The sequence below is a fragment of the Pseudomonas sp. P8_241 genome (genome assembly GCF_034008315.1).
In the GTDB taxonomy this organism is placed as follows: domain Bacteria; phylum Pseudomonadota; class Gammaproteobacteria; order Pseudomonadales; family Pseudomonadaceae; genus Aquipseudomonas.
This window is the reverse complement of record NZ_CP125377.1, coordinates 4,828,733-4,845,864: the sequence shown is the minus strand read 5'-3', so window position 1 is coordinate 4,845,864 and position 17,132 is coordinate 4,828,733. Positions and strand designations below refer to the sequence as shown.

The window sequence follows — 17,132 nt, the reverse complement described above, 5'->3', positions numbered from 1 at the left end:
AGTGCCCGATGTCAGACAAAAGCCGCCAGATGACCCCCGAAGAAGCTGCCGAATTTGCCGAACAGGTATTCAACAAGGCTCGGGAAGGCGATGCGGCGATGATGGCCGCGCTGTTGAGCAAAGGGCTGCCGCCGAACTTGCGCAACCACAAGGGCGACACCTTGCTGATGCTGGCTGCCTACCACGGCCACGTGGACACGGTGAAGGTCCTGCTCGAGCACAAGGCTGATCCGGAGATCCGCAACGACAACGGCCAGAGCCCGATAGCCGGCGCCGCGTTCAAAGGCGATCTGTCGGTGATCAAGGCGTTGGTCGAGGGCGGCGCACCGGTTGAAGGTTCGTCCTTCGATGGCCGTACGGCCCTGATGATGGCGGCGATGTTCAACCGCGTCGAAGTGGTCGACTACCTGATCAGCAAAGGCGCCGACCCGCAAGCCAAGGATGCCAATGGCATCACGGCGCTGGAGGCGGCAAAAACCATGGGGGCTTCCGATACCGTTGCTCAGTTGGAAAAAATGCTGGGTTGATTGGATTCAAAAGATTGTCCGAACGCGGCCCGAGCCTGCGGCAACTCCTGCGGGGGGACACCTTCCCAATGTAGGAGCTGCCGCAGGCTGCGATCTTTTTGGTCATTTGAACCTATCCTTGCGGTATCCTTCGCGCCCTCAAAATTCCCTTCGCTACAGGATCCGCCCATGAAAGCCGCACTCGTCGAACTCATCAGCAAAATCAGCTCCGGGTGCATGGGCGAAGACGAAATCCTCAAGGTCGCCGCCGAAGCGGCGCAGGCCTACGCCGATCCAGCGGCTTTTCTGACGGCCAATCCTGACATCAATTACGACGACACCTTCCCGATCCCATTGGGTGAGTGGGTCGTGGTTGGTAGCCTGCCCGAGACTGTGCTGTTCCAGGCTGACACCTACATGGACCTGTTCGCGCAGATCGTTGCCTCGTTCGGTCCGGGCATCGATTTCAACATCAAACCCAAACAACTGGCCAAGACCGAAGCCTTGACCGCGCTCAATCGCATCCAGGTGCAGATGAGCAGCCTGAACAAGGAAAACGGCGGCTACACGCTGATGAATTTCAGCCAGTTGCTGGACGACGAGTTGCAAGTGGTACTGGTCTTCGGCAACGACGTGCCACGGGTGCTGGAATTGTGCAGCGAAGTCGGCATCGCCGCCGCGCCTTCACTGGAAGCCCTGAAAGTGGCCATCCACGTCTGATAGCACAACACTGTCAAACAAAGGGAACCCTTTGCGACGACCGTCTATCCTAAGGGTGCATATCACTTTTCGGGAGCGTCACCATGGGTTCAACGTTCAACAGTCTGGTTGCCTTGATCATCTTTGTCCTGGACATCTGGGCCATCATCAATGTGGTCAAAAGCAGCACCGGCACCGGGATGAAAATCGTCTGGGTGCTGTTGATTGCGCTGTTGCCCGTACTGGGATTGATCATCTGGGCTATCGCCGGGCCGCGAGGCAACGTCAAGTTCTGAACAAGCGGCACTGAACGTGTAGGCGCGTGGCTTGCCCGCGATGCAGACGACGCGGGTCTGCCAGATAAACCGAGGCGATCCGATCGCGGGCAAGCCACGCTCCCACAGGATTGTGGCAAGCCGATCAACTGAGGTTCGACCTGTCATGTTCCGCAACGTAGAATGCGCGCCTTTCACGGTCAATCGAGCCGATCGATTGGCCATCATGGGCGGGTAACCGTCCGTTGCCACCCGCATTCATCGGAGCACTTCCCATGAGCAATATCCCCGCCAGCGACTACCTGGAAACCCTCTACGAAGGCTACGGCCAGCGTTTTCGCATGGAAAAACTGCTGCACGAAGTGCGCACGGAACATCAGCACCTGGTGATCTTCGAGAACCCGCGCATGGGCCGTGTGATGGCGCTGGACGGCGTGATCCAGACCACCGAAGCCGACGAGTTCATCTACCACGAGATGCTCACCCACGTGCCGATCCTGGCGCACGGTGCGGCCAAGCGCGTGCTGATCATCGGCGGCGGTGACGGTGGCATGTTGCGTGAAGTGGCCAAGCACCGCAGCGTCGAGCACATCACCATGGTCGAGATCGACGGTACCGTGGTCGACATGTGCAAGGAATTCCTGCCGAACCACTCCATGGGCGCGTTCGATGATCCACGGCTGAACCTGGTGATCGATGACGGCATGCGTTTCGTCGCCACCACCACCGAAAAATTCGACGTGATCATTTCCGACTCCACCGACCCGATCGGCCCGGGCGAAGTGCTGTTCTCGGAAAACTTCTACCAGGCCTGCCACCGTTGCCTGAATGAGGGCGGCATCCTGGTGACGCAGAACGGCACACCGTTCATGCAGATCGAAGAAGTGAAGACTACCGCCGGCCGCCTGCGCAGCCTGTTCCCGGACTGGCACTTCTACCAGGCCGCCGTACCGACCTACATCGGCGGCGCAATGACGTTCGCCTGGGGCGCGACCAACACCGCTTATCGCAAACTGTCGCGCGAAACCCTGCAACAGCGATTCGCTGGCAGCGGCATCGTTACCCGCTACTACAATCCAGAAATCCACATCGGCGCCTTCGCCCTGCCGCAGTACGTGCTGCAAGCGGTGAACAAGCCAAGCAACGACTGATTCCTTGAAACGCAGACCTGTAGGAGCGAGCCTGCTCGCGATGGACGTGAACCATGACGCGGGATGTCTGATTTAACGCGGCGTTTTCAAGTTTTTCGCGAGCAGCTCGCTCCTACAGAGATCTGCGATGGGTGCAGATCCGGCGGAACGATTAGCCAGCTAACAAGGTCGAGATAGAGGTAAGCCCATTTGCGGGTTTGATCGAGGAGGCACCAATGCAAAAGTGGAAAGTCACTTTCGTGGATGATCATGGTGAAACGATCGACGAAGTCTTCGAGTACGAGGAATGCCCGACTCACGAGCAGGCCGCCAAACTCATCAAGGAACGCTTCCTTCCTGTCGCCGCTGAACTGGATCTGAATGATCTGGAAGGGCGGACCGCTGATGCAGGCGTGAAAAACCTGAAAACCCAGAACAGCATCGAAATCCGCAGTATCACGCCAATCTGAACAACGCCTGTCGCATTCCCATCCAGACCTTGGCAGCGCCTCTATCTTGGGGCTACTCTGCAATCGAGATCAGCGAACGAATCGCTAAGGTCTGGTCTTGTCAGCTCCATGCTTGTTTCCCGTCGGCACATCGGTTGCCGTCGCTCGCGCTGTTCGGTTGCGGGCGCAGGGAGTACGGAAAGTCTATCCATCGTTTTGCGGAGGACGTTTCATGAGCACAGCCTATCAAGAAGACATCAGCAGCAGCGTGTTGCGCCGCATGAAAGAAGGCGGTTTTGATTTTTCGCGGTTTCATCCCATCGAGTTCTACGCCATTTTCCCGGATGAGGAGCGGGCACGCAGGGCGGCAGGTCATTTCCATCGTGGTGAATCCCTGAATGCGCAAATCAGTGTGCGCGACGACGGTGCCTGGGCGCTGGAGTTGAGCAAAGTCATGTATGCCACCTACGACGACATCGGCGATTTCGAACAGGGCTTCGAAGCGGTGGTCGAGCCGTTGGGGGGCATTATCGAAGGCTGGGGTGTGAAACAGGAGGTACGAGGGCGACTCGCATAAGCTTATGAACAGTGACAACCAGCACTAACGGCTGACCTTCGGGTTGGCCGTTTTCGTTTTTGCCGTCGATCATGAGGCTACGACTCTCCGGCTTTTCGTAGGAGCTGGCTTGCCAGCAAAGGCGTCTTTGAAGTGCAGCACATGACTCATAGGCCCCATCGCCAGCAAGCCGGCTCCTACCGGCTATGCTGGTCGTAGGCGTTCATCACGCCTTGTAATGGAGCGGGGGCGATCGGGTTGGGGCAATTACCGCACAGGATTGGTGCGGTGCATGCGTTGTGATTATCCAACCGATTGAAATCAAAGCGTTTATGCCGATGGCACGGGCCTTGCGAAGGCCTGCATGTCCGGGTGACAAGGAGTACGGCATGATCCGCACCTATTTTGATGAGATGTACGATGCCGGCGGCCAGGTTCGCCCGCATTATCGGGAGTTTGCCCGTTGGCTGGCCGAAACGCCTGACGAGCTTTTGGCACAACGGCGACGCGAGGCCGATCTGTTGTTTCATCGCGCCGGGATTACTTTCACGCTCTACGGGGACGAGCAGGGGACAGAGCGCCTGATTCCCTTCGATACCATCCCACGCAGCATTCCTGCCAGCGAATGGCGGGTCGTCGAGCGCGGCTGCATTCAGCGGGTCAAGGCGTTGAACATGTTCCTCGCCGACCTCTACCACGAGCAACGCATCATCAAGGCCGGCATCATTCCGGCCGAGCAGGTGTTGGCCAACGAGCAATATCAGTTGGCGATGCAGGGCTTGGACCTGCACCGCGATATTTACTCGCATATTTCCGGTGTCGATCTGGTGCGCGATGGCGACGGGACGTATTACGTGCTCGAAGACAATTTGCGCACGCCCAGCGGCGTCAGCTACATGCTCGAAGACCGCAAGATGATGATGCGTCTGTTCCCCGAGCTGTTCGCGGCGCAACGCATCGCCCCCATCGACCACTACCCGAATCTGTTGCTCGACACCCTGAAGAGCTCGAGTCCGATCGACAACCCGAGCGTGGTGGTGCTGACGCCGGGGCGCTTCAACAGCGCATTCTTCGAGCACGCGTTTCTGGCGCGGGAAATGGGCGTGGAATTGGTGGAAGGCGCGGATCTGTTCGTTCGGGACGACAAGGTCTACATGCGCACCACCGATGGGCCCAAAGCCGTCGACGTCATCTACCGTCGCCTCGACGACGCGTTCCTCGATCCGTTGGCGTTCAACCCCGACTCGATGCTCGGCGTGCCGGGACTGCTGTCGTCGTACCGTTCCGGCAATGTTGTCTTGGCCAACGCCATTGGCACCGGTGTGGCGGACGACAAGTCGGTGTATCCATTCGTGACTGACATGATCCGTTTCTATCTGGACGAGGAGCCGATCCTGAAGAACGTTCCCACGTGGCAGTGTCGCAATCCGTCTGAACTTTCCCATGTGCTGGCCAATCTGCCAGAACTGGTGGTCAAGGAAACCCAAGGCTCCGGCGGTTACGGAATGCTGGTGGGGCCGGCGGCGACGGCGGCGGAAATCGAAGCGTTCCGTGCGCGCATCATTGCCAAGCCCCATGCCTACATCGCGCAACCCACGCTGTCGCTGTCGACCTGCCCGACGTTCGTCGAAAACGGCATCGCGCCGCGCCATATCGACCTGCGACCGTTTGTTTTGTCTGGCCGTGAAACCCGGGTCGTGCCCGGTGGATTGACCCGCGTCGCCCTGCGTGAAGGCTCTCTGGTGGTGAACTCCTCTCAGGGCGGCGGAACCAAGGACACCTGGGTGGTCGAGGAATGAAGGAAGCCTGACATGTTAAGTAGAACTGCCTCGGATTTGTATTGGATGTCGCGTTACCTGGAGCGGGCGGAAAACCTCGCCCGGATGCTCGACATCAGTTATTCGCTGTCGCTGATGCCACAGGATGGCCGTGGCAACGGTCTACATGAATTGGCGATGCCGTTGTTGATTACCGGCACCCTGGATGATTACCTCGAACGCCACGGCGAATTGCATGCCGAACGGTTGCTGCATTTCTTCGCCCTGGATGCGGCCAACCCGGCGAGTATCTACAGCTGCCTCGGTGCGGCGCGAGCCAGTGCCCATGCGGTACGTGGGCGAATCACCGCCGACATGTGGGAAAACATCAACGCGACCTGGCTGGAGATTCGCGGCATCGCCCAACAAGGGCTCAGCCGCTACGGCATGAGCCGTTTCTGCGAGTGGATCAAGGAGCGTTCTCACCTGTTCCGAGGTGCGTCCTACGGCACCATCATGCGTAACGACGCGTTCCGTTTCATTCGGCTGGGGACGTTTATCGAAAGGGCCGACAACACCCTGCGCCTGCTCGATGCCCGTTACGAAATGGCGGGTGATCAGGCGGAAGCGGTCAGCGACAGCACGGCTCACGCCTATTACCAGTGGAGTGCGTTGTTGCGGGCCTTGTCGTCATTCGAGGCGTACACCGAAATCTACCGAGACGCGCCGGGTGCCCGGCATGTCGCCGAATTGTTGTTGCTGCGGGCCGATGTGCCGAGATCCCTGCGAGCCTGCACGGAAGAAATCGACCAGATCCTCGCCCAGTTGCCGGGGGCCAATGGACGTCCCGCGCAACGACTGGCGGCGGAAATGGACGCGCGCCTGCGCTACACCGGCATCAATGAAATTCTCGACGAAGGCCTGCACGCCTGGCTGACCGAGTTCATCCCGCTGGTGCGCCAGTTGGGCAATGCCATTCACAGTTCCTATCTGGAGGCTGCATGAGACTTTCCATAAGCCACGAGACCACCTATCACTACGAAGATCAGGTTCGGGCGAGCATCCAGTACCTGCGGCTGACACCCCACGACAGCGAGCGTCAGCACGTGCTCAGCTGGCAGTTAGACTTGCCCAGACCGGTGCGCGCGCAGCTCGATCCTTTCGGCAACATTCTGCACGTGTTGACCATGGATGAACCCCACGAGGCAATCATCATCGGGGCCCGGGGCCAGGTTGATATCGATGAACTCAGTGAGGCCGAGCACGAGAGCCAGTCGGCATTGCCGTTCTTGCGCTTCACCCGGTTGACCGAAGCCGACGCCGCCTTGCGTGCATTCGCCGAGAAAGAGTGCAAGCTACGCCGCGATCGCACGGCGTTGATCGACCTGATGCATGGGCTCAATCAGCACATGACCTATACGCCGGGTTCGACCGAGGTCGACACCAGCGCGGCCCAGGCCTTTGCCGGACGTTCCGGCGTGTGCCAGGACCATACCCATGCGTTTCTTGCCTGTACCCGCAGCCTGGGCATTCCGGCGCGTTATGTGTCGGGGTATTTGTACAGTGAGAATTGCGAACACCTGGCTAGCCACGCGTGGGCTGAAGCCTGGCTGGATGACGCCTGGTACAGCTTTGATGTGACCAATGAACTGGCCCGTCCCGAGCGTCATCTGAAACTTGCGGTAGGTCTGGATTACCTGGATGCCTGCCCGGTTCGTGGCATGCGCCGTGGCGGCGGTTGCGAGCAGATGCACGCCAAGGTGCTGGTGTCACCGACGCCTGTGCCGGTGATTTGCGTGCAACAACAATAATTTGATGGATCACCCTTGTAGGAGCTGCCGCAGGCTGCGATCTTTTGATTTTGGTATCAAAGATTAAAAGATCGCAGCCTGCGGCAGCTCCTACCGGGAATTGCGCGTCAGGGTTTAATCTTGCGCCCCGCCATATGCTTCAGATACCCCACCAACATCCCCAGGTCATCATCCGGTAGCACCTGCGCCGAAAACCCCGGCATCTTCGCCTGCGGCCACTGACGCAAACTCTGCGGATCGCGAATGTAGTGCTTGAGGAAGTCCGCACCGAAATATTCGGTCGGGTTGTACGGAATATTCAAGTCGGGCCCGAACTGCGCGTCCCCGGCACCATTGAGTCGATGGCACGCCAGGCAGTTTTTCTGAAACAACGCAAAACCCTTGTTCACCGGATCGTCAGGCTTCAGCGCTGGATCAGGCAGCAGGGCAGGGAAACGCTCCGCCACCGGGGCCATGCGCTTGATGCTGGCGACTTCGAAAGGCCACTGCTCCGGGCTGATATTGCCGGCCTGCGGATTGGTCCAGACCAGATAGAAAGGCCCGGCGCTGTGCTTGCCTTCGGCCAGTGGCGGCCACGGTTTGGCCGGGTCTTCAATTGCCAGCCAGGCCTGGGCACCCTGCGAACTGAGCAAAGGTGCTGCGGCCATCTCGGCGGCAAAACCGTCCAGGGCCACTGCTTGTAGATGGTCCTCAGGCTTGATGTCAGTCAGCAACGCAGTCACGGGCACGGCGCGATAGCTCATGTCGCGCTTGTAGGAAACGTCGTTGCTGATGTTGATGGTCTGGACTTGCGGGTGCTTAAGCAACTCCTCCGTCTGCCAGGTGCGACTGTTCGCGCCCAGCTCCAGGTTCAGCTGTGCGGCATACAGGGGCGCCCCGACCAGCAAGGCCCCCAACGCAATGAGCATTTTCAATTGATCGCCGTCCATGTCGTGCAAGTGCCACAAAGGTTGGCACAGCCATGCTGGCCCGGGTAGGGAGCCAGTCACATTTTTATCTCGGCGATATAAAAAACCGTGGCGCTTTTACGAGCGACTAGCCGATCACCTTGGTCAGGTTCGGCAGAATCAACAACAACGTAGTGGCGAAAAGGATGAGACCGGCTTGACGTACTTTTGATTGTTTGAACATGGCTTGACCGCCTTTATTGTTATTTCCTGATGCCTGCCCGCATTGCTCCATGGTGGCAGGACACTGCACTTCCTGTAACGAACGAGCGCCTCGGCAAAACCCGACGACAACTTCGTACCTCTTCACCTTAGAGCCCGCGGTGCGCTTGGCTTAGATCCATTTCATATGGTCTTCAACTAATTTGCTTTTAAAAAGGCATGAGGCTTATTGCCAGCTTCTTTGCCAGCCGTTTGCTAGACAGCTTCGTGTCCTGAAACGGTTAATCCGATAGACGACTACCGTCCGTCTGAGCGTGAGCGTCAACATCTGCGAGCGTTGCGGTCATTGAATCAAATTCGGCGCAGGCCAAGAGTGAACATTCTGAATTTGCCCACCTGCACTGCGGTTCGAGGACGTCATGACCCAAGCTTTGATTTTCGATGCGTTACGCACGCCCCGTGGCAAAGGCAAAGCCGATGGCGCCTTGCACAGCGTCAAACCGGTGGACCTGGTCGCCGGTTTACTCACCGCCCTGCAACAACGGACCGATCTCGATACCCGCCAGGTCGATGACGTGGTGCTTGGCTGCGTGACACCGATCGGCGATCAGGGCTGCGATATCGCCAAGACCGCGGCCCAGGTGGCTGATTGGGACGTCAGCGTGTCGGGTGTGCAAATCAACCGCTTCTGCGCGTCGGGGCTGGAAGCGGTGAACCTCGGGGCGATGAAGGTGCGTTCCGGCTTCGAAGATCTGGTGGTGGTCGGTGGCATCGAATCCATGTCGCGGGTGCCGATGGGCAGTGATGGCGGGGCGTGGGCGTTGGACCCGGCCACCAACCTGCACAGCCAATTCACTCCTCAGGGCGTGGGTGCCGACCTGATAGCCACCCTGGAAGGCTTCAGTCGTCATGACGTCGATGCCTACGCCCTGCATTCCCAGCAAAAGGCTGCGCGGGCACGCGCCGATGGTTCGTTCAAAAAATCACTGGTGCCGGTACAGGACCAGAACGGCATCATCCTGCTCGATCATGACGAGTTCATCCGCGCAGAATCGACGCTTGAAGGCCTGGGCAAACTTAAGCCAAGTTTCGAAATGATGGGGCAGTTGGGCTTCGATGCCACCGCGCTGCGGGTCTACAGCCATGTCGAGCGAATCAACCACGTTCACACCCCTGGCAACAGTTCCGGGATCGTTGACGGCGCGGCTTTGATGCTGATCGGCTCCGAGGCCAAGGGGCGGGCGCTGGGCCTGCAGCCACGGGCGCGGATCGTCGCTACGGCTGTCACCAGCACCGATCCGACCATCATGCTCACAGGCCCTGCACCGGCCACCCGCAAGGCACTGGCCAAGGCCGGATTGCGGGTCGAAGACATCGACCTGTTCGAAGTCAACGAAGCGTTCGCTTGCGTGGTGCTCAAGTTCATCAAGGACATGGCTGTCGACCCGGACAAGGTCAATGTCAACGGCGGTTCCATCGCCATGGGCCACCCGCTGGGCGCCACCGGTTGCGCCATCCTCGGCACGTTGCTCGATGAACTGGAAGCCCGACGCCTGCGCTACGGCCTCGCGACCCTGTGTGTCGGCGGCGGCATGGGCATTGCCACCATCATCGAACGCCTCTGAGCCCCGAATTCAAGGAAACGCCTACATGACCCACGCCATTCGTTACGAAAAGGCACAGGACGGGATTGTCCTTCTGACCATCGACATGCCGGGCCAGAGCGCCAATACCATGAATGCGGTATACCGCGAGGCCATGGCTGACTGTGTCGCCCGGCTGGTGGCCGACAAAGACAGTATCGCGGGCGTGATCATCACTTCGGCCAAGAAAACCTTCTTTGCTGGCGGCGACCTCAACGAGCTGATCAAGGTCGGCAAACCCGAAGCCAAAGCCTTTTACGACATGGTGCTGTCCCTCAAACGCCAGTTGCGCACCCTGGAAACTCTTGACAAACCGGTGGTCGCGGCCATCAACGGTGCGGCACTCGGCGGCGGCTGGGAAATCTGCCTCGCCTGTCATCACCGGGTCGCACTGGACAATCCGTCGGTGCAGCTTGGTCTGCCGGAGGTGACCCTTGGTCTGTTGCCGGGTGGCGGCGGGGTGGTGCGCATGGTGCGCATGCTGGGCCTGGAAAAAGCGCTGCCGTATTTGCTCGAAGGCAAGAAAGTGCGGCCACAGCAAGCATTACAGGAGGGATTGATAGATGAGCTCGCGGCAGATGGCGCTGAACTGCTGGCCAAATCGCGGGCCTGGATTTTCGCCAATCGAGCAGTCGTGCAACGCTGGGATGTAAAAGGTTATCAAATTCCAGGCGGCACGCCATCGAACCCGAAAGTTGCGCAGATGCTGGCGATTGCGCCGTCAATCTTGCGCAGCAAAACCCAGGGCACGATGCCGGCTCCGGAAAAGATTCTCTGCGCGGCGGTCGAGGGCGCCCAGGTGGATTTTGACACCGCACATTTGATCGAAACCCGTTACTTCACCGAGTTGACTACCGGGCAGGTGTCGAAAAACCTCATTGGCACCTTTTGGTTCCAGCTCAACGAGATCAACGCGGGCGGTTCGCGGCCCCAGGGCTATGCCCCTTATGTCACCCGTAAAGTCGGCGTGCTCGGCGCCGGAATGATGGGTGCCGGTATCGCGTTTGTCAGTGCTTGGGCCGGTATCGAAGTGGTGCTCAAAGACATCAACCTGGCCGCCGCCGAGAAGGGCAAGGCACATTCGGCGGCGTTGCTGGACAAGAAGGTCGCGCGCGGACAAATGACCGCCGAGCAGCGCGAAGCGGTGTTGGCCCGTATCCGGCCCAGCGATATCGATGCTGACTTGAGTGGCTGCGATCTGGTCATCGAAGCCGTGTTCGAGGACCGTGACCTCAAGGCCAAGGTCTCGTTGGCGGCACAAAAAGTCGTCGGCGCGGATGCCGTGATCGCCTCCAATACCTCGACCCTTCCGATCAGTGGCCTCGCTACCGCAGTACCGGACCAAAGCAAGTTCATCGGCCTGCATTTCTTCAGCCCCGTGGAAAAAATGCCGTTGGTGGAAATCATCAGGGGCGCCAACACCAGCGACGAAACCCTGGCCCGTGGATTCGATTACGTCCTGCAAATCAAGAAAACCCCGATTGTGGTCAACGACAGCCGCGGCTTCTTCACATCGCGGGTGTTTGGCACCTTCACCAACGAAGGTATCGCCATGCTTGGTGAAGGCGTCAGTGCACCGATGATCGAAACCGAGGCGCGCAAGGCTGGCATGCCTGTAGGACCGCTGGCGATCTCCGACGAAGTGTCCCTCAGTCTCATGAGTCATATCCGCGCGCAAACCTCCAAGGACCTGCAAGCGGAAGGGAAGCCGTTGCCAGCGCATCCGGCGTTCGCCGTGATTGACGTGCTGCTCAACGAATTCAGGCGTGCGGGCAAGGCGGCTGGAGGTGGTTTTTACGAGTATCCGGCAGGCGGGCAAAAGCATCTGTGGCCGGAGCTGAAAACCCGCTTCGAAAAGGCCGATGGGCAGATTTCGCCGAAGGACGTACGTGATCGCCTGTTGTTCGTGCAAGCCATCGAGACCGTGCGTTGCGTGGAGGAGGGCGTGCTGACCTCGACGGCGGATGCCAACGTCGGCTCGATCTTCGGCATCGGTTTTGCCGCCTGGACGGGCGGAGCCTTGCAGTTCATCAACCAATACGGCGTGCAGGATTTTGTTGCACGCGCGCAATATCTGGCCAGGCAATACGGCGAACGATTCGCGCCGCCTGCGCTGTTGCTTGAGAAAGCAGCAAAAAGAGAGCTGTTCTAAGGGGGTAACGACGCATTTCGGGGCTTGCCTTGGCACCGTGTTTCGAGGCAGGCTCTGGGTGTGCATTATTCCCTTCACGTGTCAGGTATTTTTTATGTCGTTACGCATCTGCATTCTGGAAACCGACAACCTGCGTCCGGAATTGGTCGACCAATATCAGGGCTACGGGCAGATGTTCAAACACCTGTTTTCGCAGCAGCCCATTGCCGCTGAATTCACCATCTACAACGTGGTGCAGGGCGATTATCCTGACGATGAGCTGACCTTCGACGCCTATCTGGTGACCGGCAGCAAGGCCGATTCCTTCGGCTCCGATCCATGGATCGAAACCCTCAGGACTTACCTGCTGACCCGTTACGAGCGCGGCGACAAGCTGCTGGGTGTGTGCTTCGGTCATCAATTGCTGGCGCTGTTGCTGGGTGGCAAGAGCGAACGTGCGACCCAGGGCTGGGGCGTCGGCACGCATAACTACAAGCTGGCGGCGAAGGCGCCGTGGATGAATCCGGTGCGCGAAGAGCTGACCCTGCTGATCAGCCATCAGGACCAGGTGACCTCACTGCCGGAAAACGCCACGGTGATCGCGTCCAGCGATTTCTGCCCGTTTGCCGCGTACCACATCAATGATCAGGTGTTGTGCTTCCAGGGCCACCCAGAGTTCATTCACGACTATTCCCGGGCGTTGCTGGAGATTCGCCAGCAGGCACTGGGTGAACCGGTTTACTCCAAAGGCATCGCGAGCCTGGAGCAGGAGCATCACGGCACCACGGTCGCCGAGTGGATGATGCGGTTTGTGGCGCACAAAGCGGCAAACCAAGTGATCTGACAGGCGCAACCTAACCTGTGGCGAGGGAGCAAGCTCCCTCGCCACAAAGTCTGTCAGAGCCACCCCGACTTCTTGAAACTCGCCCACAAACTCACGCATCCCACTGTAATAAACCCCAACACCGCAAAATATCCGTAGTGCCACGTCAGCTCCGGCATGTTTTGGAAATTCATCCCGTAAATCCCCGCCACCGCCGTGGGAAACGCGAGAATCGCCGCCCATGCGGCAAACTTGCGTTGCACCACGCTCTGACGAGATGCCTCAAGCAATACGCCAACTTCGATTGTCTGGCTGGCAATATCTGCCAGCGTTGTCAGGTCTTCCATCTGCCGCGTGACATGAATCTGCACATCGCGAAAATACGGACGCATGTTCTTGTCGATGAACGGGAAACTCAGCCTTTGCAGCTCCTCGCCGATCTCCACCATCGGCGCCGCAAATCGGCGCAGGCGCAATACGTCGCGACGCAAGCTGTGGAGCTTTTGAATATCGCGTTCATTCAGGGAGCTGCACATGACATTGCGTTCCAGTTCGTCGATTTCGGCGTGGATCGCTTCACCCATCGGCTGGTAGTTTTCAATGACGAAATCGAGGATGGCATAGAGTACGAAATCTTCTCCGTGCTCGAGCAACAACGGTCGCGCCTCACAACGCTGTCGGACTGATGCGTAGGACGCCGAGTGGCCGTTGCGTGCCGTAATGATGTAACCGTTTCCGGCAAAAATATGCGTTTCGATAAACTTGAGTTTGCCGTCTTCCCGAATGGGCGAATACGTAACGATAAACAGTGCATCGCCAAAGGTTTCAAGCTTTGGCCGACTGTGCTTTTCCAGGGCATCTTCAATGGCCAGTTCATGCAGGTTGAACTGGCGTTGCAGATTGAACAGTTCCTCTGCATTTGGCTCTTCCAGGCCGATCCAGACGAAGTGATCTGGCTTTGCGGCCCATGCCGCACCTTCGTCGAGGGTGATATCGGTGACTTTCTTACCCGCGCTGTAAACCGCAGCAGCAACAACTCTACCCATGGTCTTTATTCACTTATTGGCAGCTTTTATTGGCAGCTTTCTGTTCTGAGGAAGTTCAGCTTAGCCTTGTCTGCTACTTGAGAGTCAGTGAAATCTGGCGAGTTCGCTGGCAAAAGTTTGCAGGCAAAAGAAAACCCGCATCAGACGGGTTTTCTTTTCAGGCTGCTTGCAGTTGCCGGTCCATTGACGCGATGCATTCGCGCATCTGTTCGCGGCACTGAGCCATCAACATCGGCATGTCATCCAGGCTCAATCCAGCGGTAGGAATCGCCGGCAGCGAGCGAATCAGAATTTTCCCACTGCGCCAGCGGTTCAATCGCATGTGTTTGACGTAAGTACTGACGCATACCGGAACGATCGGCACTCCCGCAGCGATGGCCATCTGAAAGGCGCCTTTCTTGAACGGCAGCAATTCTTCACCCAGATTGCGCGTGCCTTCCGGGAACACCCAGATCGAGGTGTCTTCATTTTGCAGGGTGTGGGTAGTGGTCAACATCGACTGACGCGCCTTTTGCGCATTGCCACGGTCAATCAGCACGTTGCCGGCCAGCCAGAACAACTGACCGAACAGTGGCACCCACTTCAGGCTCTTTTTGCCGATGCAGACGGTACGGCGCGGTACTACGTTGCCGAACACAAACAAGTCGTAGTTGGACTGATGATTGGCGATGATCACGCAGCTGTCCGGTTTATCCATCAACGGCCCGACGTCGGCTTTGACCCGCAGGCGCAAAATGCACATGGCCGGCCATGCATAGAGGCGCGCGCACAAGCGGCTGTTGTCTGGATTGAACGGGCGGCAGAGACCGAGCACGACACCCAGCACACCTGCTATGACAAAGTGCAGGCCCATCAATGACATACGTAAAACAAACAGCATTTACAGGCCCCACCGGGACAAAAAGGTGGCGCAGTGTACGGATGTGCACTGTTTTCGGCAATTGCCGTTACAGATGTAGGAGATGGCCGATGTTTGTGCGCATGTTTCCGACTTGTTGGTCAGATGCGGCCTAGAGCGGTTACAGACATTTAACTGCGTCATGTACGAAAAAGCCCAACACGACGGTCGGGCTTTTCGTTATCGCAACAAAGGGATCAGCCCAAATGCTGCTGGTCCTGAATGATTGCGTTATCCAGGGTCTCCAGCAGTGCTTTGCGCACTTTCAGCTTGGTGTTCTTGTGAGCCGTCATGTTGATTTTCTTCAGTTGACGAGCCGCCGCCAGCGCTGCGCCCTGAAGCTCCTCGGCCGACACCACGACGTCGAGGAATCCTGCATCCACGGCGCTCTGCGGATTGAACATTTCACCGTTGATAACTGAGCGATGGAACGCCGACTTGCGCAGGCGATCACGGGCCAGTTCAATGCCGGCATGGTGCATGGTCATGCCGATCTGAACTTCGTTCAGGCCGATACTGAAGGCGCCGTCGACGCCGATGCGGTAGTCGGCCGACAACAGCAAAAAAGCGCCCTTGGCCACGGCATGCCCAGGGCATGCGACGATCACCGGGAAGGGGTGCGAGAGCAGGCGGCGGGCCAGGGTCGAGCCCGCGGTCACCAGGGCCACCGCTTCTTTAGGACCGGTTGTCATCACCTTCAAGTCATAACCGCCGGACAGAATCCCTGGCTGACCGGTGATGATCACCACTGCACGATCAGCCACAGCCTGATCCAGCGCAGCGTTAAACGCAGCGATCACGTCTGGGGAGATGGCATTGACCTTGCCATTGCTCAAGGTCAGGGTCGCGATACCGTCTTCGAGGTGGTAGGAAATCAACTCACTCATGACGCTATTCCTTTCAGTAAAGTTGGGCAGACGTTACCCACCGTTGCAGGCCAGGTAAAGCGCCGTGACTGACCCGCCAGTCACCCTTTTCCCGCCCACCGAGCGTCGTGCGCTGTGCTGGCTGCCTGTTTCCCTCTATATAGAGAAGCGCGCGACCCCGGAGATTGGCCGGTTTGCCATGGCCTGCGCAGGCGAAAACACTGAATTGCGTTAACCGCATGAAAATTCTGCAAAAAATGTTTGCCAACAGAAATGCTTTCGACTACATTAGCGCGCCTCGACAGACAGAACATGTTTGAAGAGATACGGTGAAGTGTCCGAGTGGCTTAAGGAGCACGCCTGGAAAGTGTGTATACAGGAAACTGTATCGAGAGTTCGAATCTCTCCTTCACCGCCAAATTCGATGTAAACAAAACCCCTGGTTTCGAAAGAAGCCAGGGGTTTTGTGCATCTGGAACGTAATATTTTTGCGGATCCACTCTGTTATTTTGGGCGTTCCGGCGAGGCTGTATCTGAATTTTATGTAGGAAAGCAGAGCGGCGTGTAGGGCTCTACGCTTGAAAGCCAATCATCATGGACTATGTAGAGGACTCAGTGCCTTGCGAAGGTCTGTTCTGCTGGGGTGTTCGTTACTGCGCCCACCGGTACAAAATGGATGGAAGGGCAACGTGACTGGCACGTGCCAGCACCAGGATGGACACACATTCGTTATGCAGGACCTCACCATGGAACAGGCGGAGCTGGAAAAGATTCATGTGGAGATCATCAAGCTCATGGCCGAGCAGCGCAAGTTGAATGCCGAAGCTGGAAAGATGACCCGCGAGACTTTTTGGTATCTGGTGGCTGTTGCCACAGGTTTGATCGGGATCGTAGCAACAGTCACGACGGTGTTGATCAAACTCTTCTGACTCCATTTCAAATCGGCAAGAGCCGCCCCCCGTCCGTCGCTTCAGCGGTCGTAACTGTTTAAAGCGTCTTGGGTGAATGCCTGAACTCTCAAAAAGGAAGCTTCATGATCACCACTACAACCCACACCATTGAAGGCCGACAAATCACGGCGTACCTGGACATTGTCAGTGCCGAGTCTGTGCAGGGCATTAACGTTGTCCGCGACATGTTTGCCGGGATGCGAGACATTTTTGGCGGACGTTCCCAGACGCTGGAGCGCGCATTGCAGGAAGCGCGGATGCAGGCTACCGACGAAATCAAGGAACGGGCGCGGGCGCTTCAGGCGGATGCAGTGGTCGGGCTGGATTTTGAAATCAGCATGCCTGCCGGTAAAGGCGGGATGGTGGTGGTGTTCGTGACCGGGACAGCGGTCAAACTTGCATGAGTCAGGCGTGAGCCATTCGTCGGGCATGGGGTGATCTGAACAGCGGGTCTGGTGGTGACCGGCTAGTCTCAAAACCCTT

Annotated in this window: 19 protein-coding genes and 1 tRNA gene; 16 read left to right on the top strand and 4 right to left on the bottom strand. The window is 58.0% G+C overall.

The annotated features are described in order from the left end of the window. Positions 1 to 8: 8 nt before the first annotated feature. From QMK58_RS21700 to QMK58_RS21660, 9 genes are all read left to right on the top strand, one after another. A complete protein-coding gene (locus QMK58_RS21700) occupies positions 9 to 527 on the top strand; it encodes an ankyrin repeat domain-containing protein (RefSeq protein ID WP_320395417.1) in 519 nt (172 codons plus the stop codon). Positions 528 to 695: 168 nt separating this feature from the next. Continuing rightward, positions 696 to 1,226: a hypothetical protein gene (locus QMK58_RS21695; RefSeq protein ID WP_053157295.1), complete on the top strand. Its 531-nt coding sequence runs from the start codon at positions 696 to 698 to the stop codon at positions 1,224 to 1,226. Between the two features lie 83 nt (positions 1,227 to 1,309). Continuing rightward, on the top strand, positions 1,310 to 1,501 hold the full coding sequence (locus QMK58_RS21690; protein WP_053157298.1) for a PLDc N-terminal domain-containing protein: 192 nt from the start codon (positions 1,310 to 1,312) through the stop codon (positions 1,499 to 1,501). Positions 1,502 to 1,755: 254 nt separating this feature from the next. Continuing rightward, a complete protein-coding gene (speE, locus tag QMK58_RS21685) occupies positions 1,756 to 2,631 on the top strand; it encodes a polyamine aminopropyltransferase (protein ID WP_053157300.1) in 876 nt (291 codons plus the stop codon). A gap of 215 nt (positions 2,632 to 2,846) precedes the next feature. Continuing rightward, a complete protein-coding gene (locus QMK58_RS21680) occupies positions 2,847 to 3,080 on the top strand; it encodes a hypothetical protein (protein ID WP_053157303.1) in 234 nt (77 codons plus the stop codon). 211 nt (positions 3,081 to 3,291) lie between these two features. Next, positions 3,292 to 3,636 carry a ribonuclease E inhibitor RraB gene (locus QMK58_RS21675; RefSeq protein ID WP_053157306.1) on the top strand — a complete coding sequence of 115 codons (345 nt, stop codon included), beginning with the start codon at positions 3,292 to 3,294 and terminating at the stop codon, positions 3,634 to 3,636. A gap of 368 nt (positions 3,637 to 4,004) precedes the next feature. Then, positions 4,005 to 5,414 (top strand): circularly permuted type 2 ATP-grasp protein, encoded by a 1,410-nt coding sequence (locus QMK58_RS21670; protein ID WP_053157309.1) that lies wholly within the window; start codon positions 4,005 to 4,007, stop codon positions 5,412 to 5,414. Between the two features lie 12 nt (positions 5,415 to 5,426). Continuing rightward, complete coding sequence (locus tag QMK58_RS21665) at positions 5,427 to 6,377, top strand: alpha-E domain-containing protein (RefSeq protein ID WP_053157311.1); 951 nt, start codon at positions 5,427 to 5,429, stop codon at positions 6,375 to 6,377. Continuing rightward, positions 6,374 to 7,183 carry a transglutaminase family protein gene (locus QMK58_RS21660; protein WP_053157314.1) on the top strand — a complete coding sequence of 270 codons (810 nt, stop codon included), beginning with the start codon at positions 6,374 to 6,376 and terminating at the stop codon, positions 7,181 to 7,183. The genes QMK58_RS21665 and QMK58_RS21660 overlap by 4 nt, the downstream gene beginning before the upstream one ends. Before the next feature lie 107 nt (positions 7,184 to 7,290). Here QMK58_RS21660 and QMK58_RS21655 read toward each other — a convergent pair whose 3' ends face one another. Continuing rightward, positions 7,291 to 8,112, bottom strand: coding sequence for a c-type cytochrome (locus tag QMK58_RS21655; RefSeq protein ID WP_053157318.1), 822 nt, complete (start codon positions 8,110 to 8,112; stop codon positions 7,291 to 7,293). Between the two features lie 599 nt (positions 8,113 to 8,711). Here QMK58_RS21655 and QMK58_RS21650 point away from each other — a divergent pair. From QMK58_RS21650 to QMK58_RS21640, 3 genes are all read left to right on the top strand, one after another. Further along, complete coding sequence (locus tag QMK58_RS21650) at positions 8,712 to 9,917, top strand: acetyl-CoA C-acetyltransferase (protein WP_053157321.1); 1,206 nt, start codon at positions 8,712 to 8,714, stop codon at positions 9,915 to 9,917. A gap of 25 nt (positions 9,918 to 9,942) precedes the next feature. Continuing rightward, positions 9,943 to 12,087, top strand: a complete 2,145-nt coding sequence (locus tag QMK58_RS21645) for a 3-hydroxyacyl-CoA dehydrogenase NAD-binding domain-containing protein (protein WP_320395416.1) — start codon at positions 9,943 to 9,945, stop codon at positions 12,085 to 12,087. Between the two features lie 94 nt (positions 12,088 to 12,181). After that, positions 12,182 to 12,910 (top strand): amidotransferase, encoded by a 729-nt coding sequence (locus QMK58_RS21640; RefSeq protein WP_053157327.1) that lies wholly within the window; start codon positions 12,182 to 12,184, stop codon positions 12,908 to 12,910. Positions 12,911 to 12,963: 53 nt separating this feature from the next. Here the strand turns inward: QMK58_RS21640 and QMK58_RS21635 are convergent, their stop codons facing one another. The 3 genes from QMK58_RS21635 to QMK58_RS21625 form a co-directional block, all read right to left on the bottom strand. Then, positions 12,964 to 13,935, bottom strand: a complete 972-nt coding sequence (locus QMK58_RS21635; protein ID WP_320395415.1) for a magnesium and cobalt transport protein CorA — start codon at positions 13,933 to 13,935, stop codon at positions 12,964 to 12,966. 157 nt (positions 13,936 to 14,092) lie between these two features. Then, complete coding sequence (locus QMK58_RS21630) at positions 14,093 to 14,815, bottom strand: lysophospholipid acyltransferase family protein (protein WP_053157333.1); 723 nt, start codon at positions 14,813 to 14,815, stop codon at positions 14,093 to 14,095. A gap of 215 nt (positions 14,816 to 15,030) precedes the next feature. After that, on the bottom strand, positions 15,031 to 15,720 hold the full coding sequence (locus QMK58_RS21625; RefSeq protein ID WP_053157336.1) for a crotonase/enoyl-CoA hydratase family protein: 690 nt from the start codon (positions 15,718 to 15,720) through the stop codon (positions 15,031 to 15,033). Positions 15,721 to 15,784: 64 nt separating this feature from the next. Here QMK58_RS21625 and QMK58_RS21620 point away from each other — a divergent pair, with 64 nt between their 5' ends. From QMK58_RS21620 to QMK58_RS21605, 4 genes are all read left to right on the top strand, one after another. Further along, positions 15,785 to 15,934 carry a hypothetical protein gene (locus QMK58_RS21620; protein WP_320395414.1) on the top strand — a complete coding sequence of 50 codons (150 nt, stop codon included), beginning with the start codon at positions 15,785 to 15,787 and terminating at the stop codon, positions 15,932 to 15,934. A 93-nt stretch (positions 15,935 to 16,027) separates the two neighbouring features. Continuing rightward, a tRNA-Ser gene (locus tag QMK58_RS21615) sits at positions 16,028 to 16,117 on the top strand. Positions 16,118 to 16,445: 328 nt separating this feature from the next. Beyond that, complete coding sequence (locus QMK58_RS21610) at positions 16,446 to 16,628, top strand: hypothetical protein (protein WP_320395413.1); 183 nt, start codon at positions 16,446 to 16,448, stop codon at positions 16,626 to 16,628. Between the two features lie 104 nt (positions 16,629 to 16,732). Beyond that, on the top strand, positions 16,733 to 17,053 hold the full coding sequence (locus QMK58_RS21605; protein WP_053157341.1) for a YbjQ family protein: 321 nt from the start codon (positions 16,733 to 16,735) through the stop codon (positions 17,051 to 17,053). The last annotated feature ends 79 nt before the right edge of the window (positions 17,054 to 17,132 follow it).

Excerpts from the sequence above, each read along its gene's own strand:
- QMK58_RS21605 (WP_053157341.1), top strand. The coding sequence starts at position 16,733 with ATGATCACCACTACAACCCACACCATTGAAGGCCGACAAATCACGGCG.
- QMK58_RS21700 (WP_320395417.1), top strand. The coding sequence starts at position 9 with ATGTCAGACAAAAGCCGCCAGATGACCCCCGAAGAAGCTGCCGAATTT.
- QMK58_RS21655 (WP_053157318.1), bottom strand. The coding sequence starts at position 8,112 with ATGGACGGCGATCAATTGAAAATGCTCATTGCGTTGGGGGCCTTGCTG.
- QMK58_RS21660 (WP_053157314.1), top strand. The coding sequence starts at position 6,374 with ATGAGACTTTCCATAAGCCACGAGACCACCTATCACTACGAAGATCAG.
- QMK58_RS21610 (WP_320395413.1), top strand. The coding sequence starts at position 16,446 with ATGGAACAGGCGGAGCTGGAAAAGATTCATGTGGAGATCATCAAGCTC.
- QMK58_RS21695 (WP_053157295.1), top strand. The coding sequence starts at position 696 with ATGAAAGCCGCACTCGTCGAACTCATCAGCAAAATCAGCTCCGGGTGC.
- QMK58_RS21675 (WP_053157306.1), top strand. The coding sequence starts at position 3,292 with ATGAGCACAGCCTATCAAGAAGACATCAGCAGCAGCGTGTTGCGCCGC.
- QMK58_RS21635 (WP_320395415.1), bottom strand. The coding sequence starts at position 13,935 with ATGGGTAGAGTTGTTGCTGCTGCGGTTTACAGCGCGGGTAAGAAAGTC.
- QMK58_RS21650 (WP_053157321.1), top strand. The coding sequence starts at position 8,712 with ATGACCCAAGCTTTGATTTTCGATGCGTTACGCACGCCCCGTGGCAAA.
- QMK58_RS21690 (WP_053157298.1), top strand. The coding sequence starts at position 1,310 with ATGGGTTCAACGTTCAACAGTCTGGTTGCCTTGATCATCTTTGTCCTG.
- QMK58_RS21630 (WP_053157333.1), bottom strand. The coding sequence starts at position 14,815 with ATGCTGTTTGTTTTACGTATGTCATTGATGGGCCTGCACTTTGTCATA.
- QMK58_RS21680 (WP_053157303.1), top strand. The coding sequence starts at position 2,847 with ATGCAAAAGTGGAAAGTCACTTTCGTGGATGATCATGGTGAAACGATC.
- QMK58_RS21645 (WP_320395416.1), top strand. The coding sequence starts at position 9,943 with ATGACCCACGCCATTCGTTACGAAAAGGCACAGGACGGGATTGTCCTT.
- speE (WP_053157300.1), top strand. The coding sequence starts at position 1,756 with ATGAGCAATATCCCCGCCAGCGACTACCTGGAAACCCTCTACGAAGGC.
- QMK58_RS21670 (WP_053157309.1), top strand. The coding sequence starts at position 4,005 with ATGATCCGCACCTATTTTGATGAGATGTACGATGCCGGCGGCCAGGTT.
- QMK58_RS21640 (WP_053157327.1), top strand. The coding sequence starts at position 12,182 with ATGTCGTTACGCATCTGCATTCTGGAAACCGACAACCTGCGTCCGGAA.
- QMK58_RS21665 (WP_053157311.1), top strand. The coding sequence starts at position 5,427 with ATGTTAAGTAGAACTGCCTCGGATTTGTATTGGATGTCGCGTTACCTG.
- QMK58_RS21625 (WP_053157336.1), bottom strand. The coding sequence starts at position 15,720 with ATGAGTGAGTTGATTTCCTACCACCTCGAAGACGGTATCGCGACCCTG.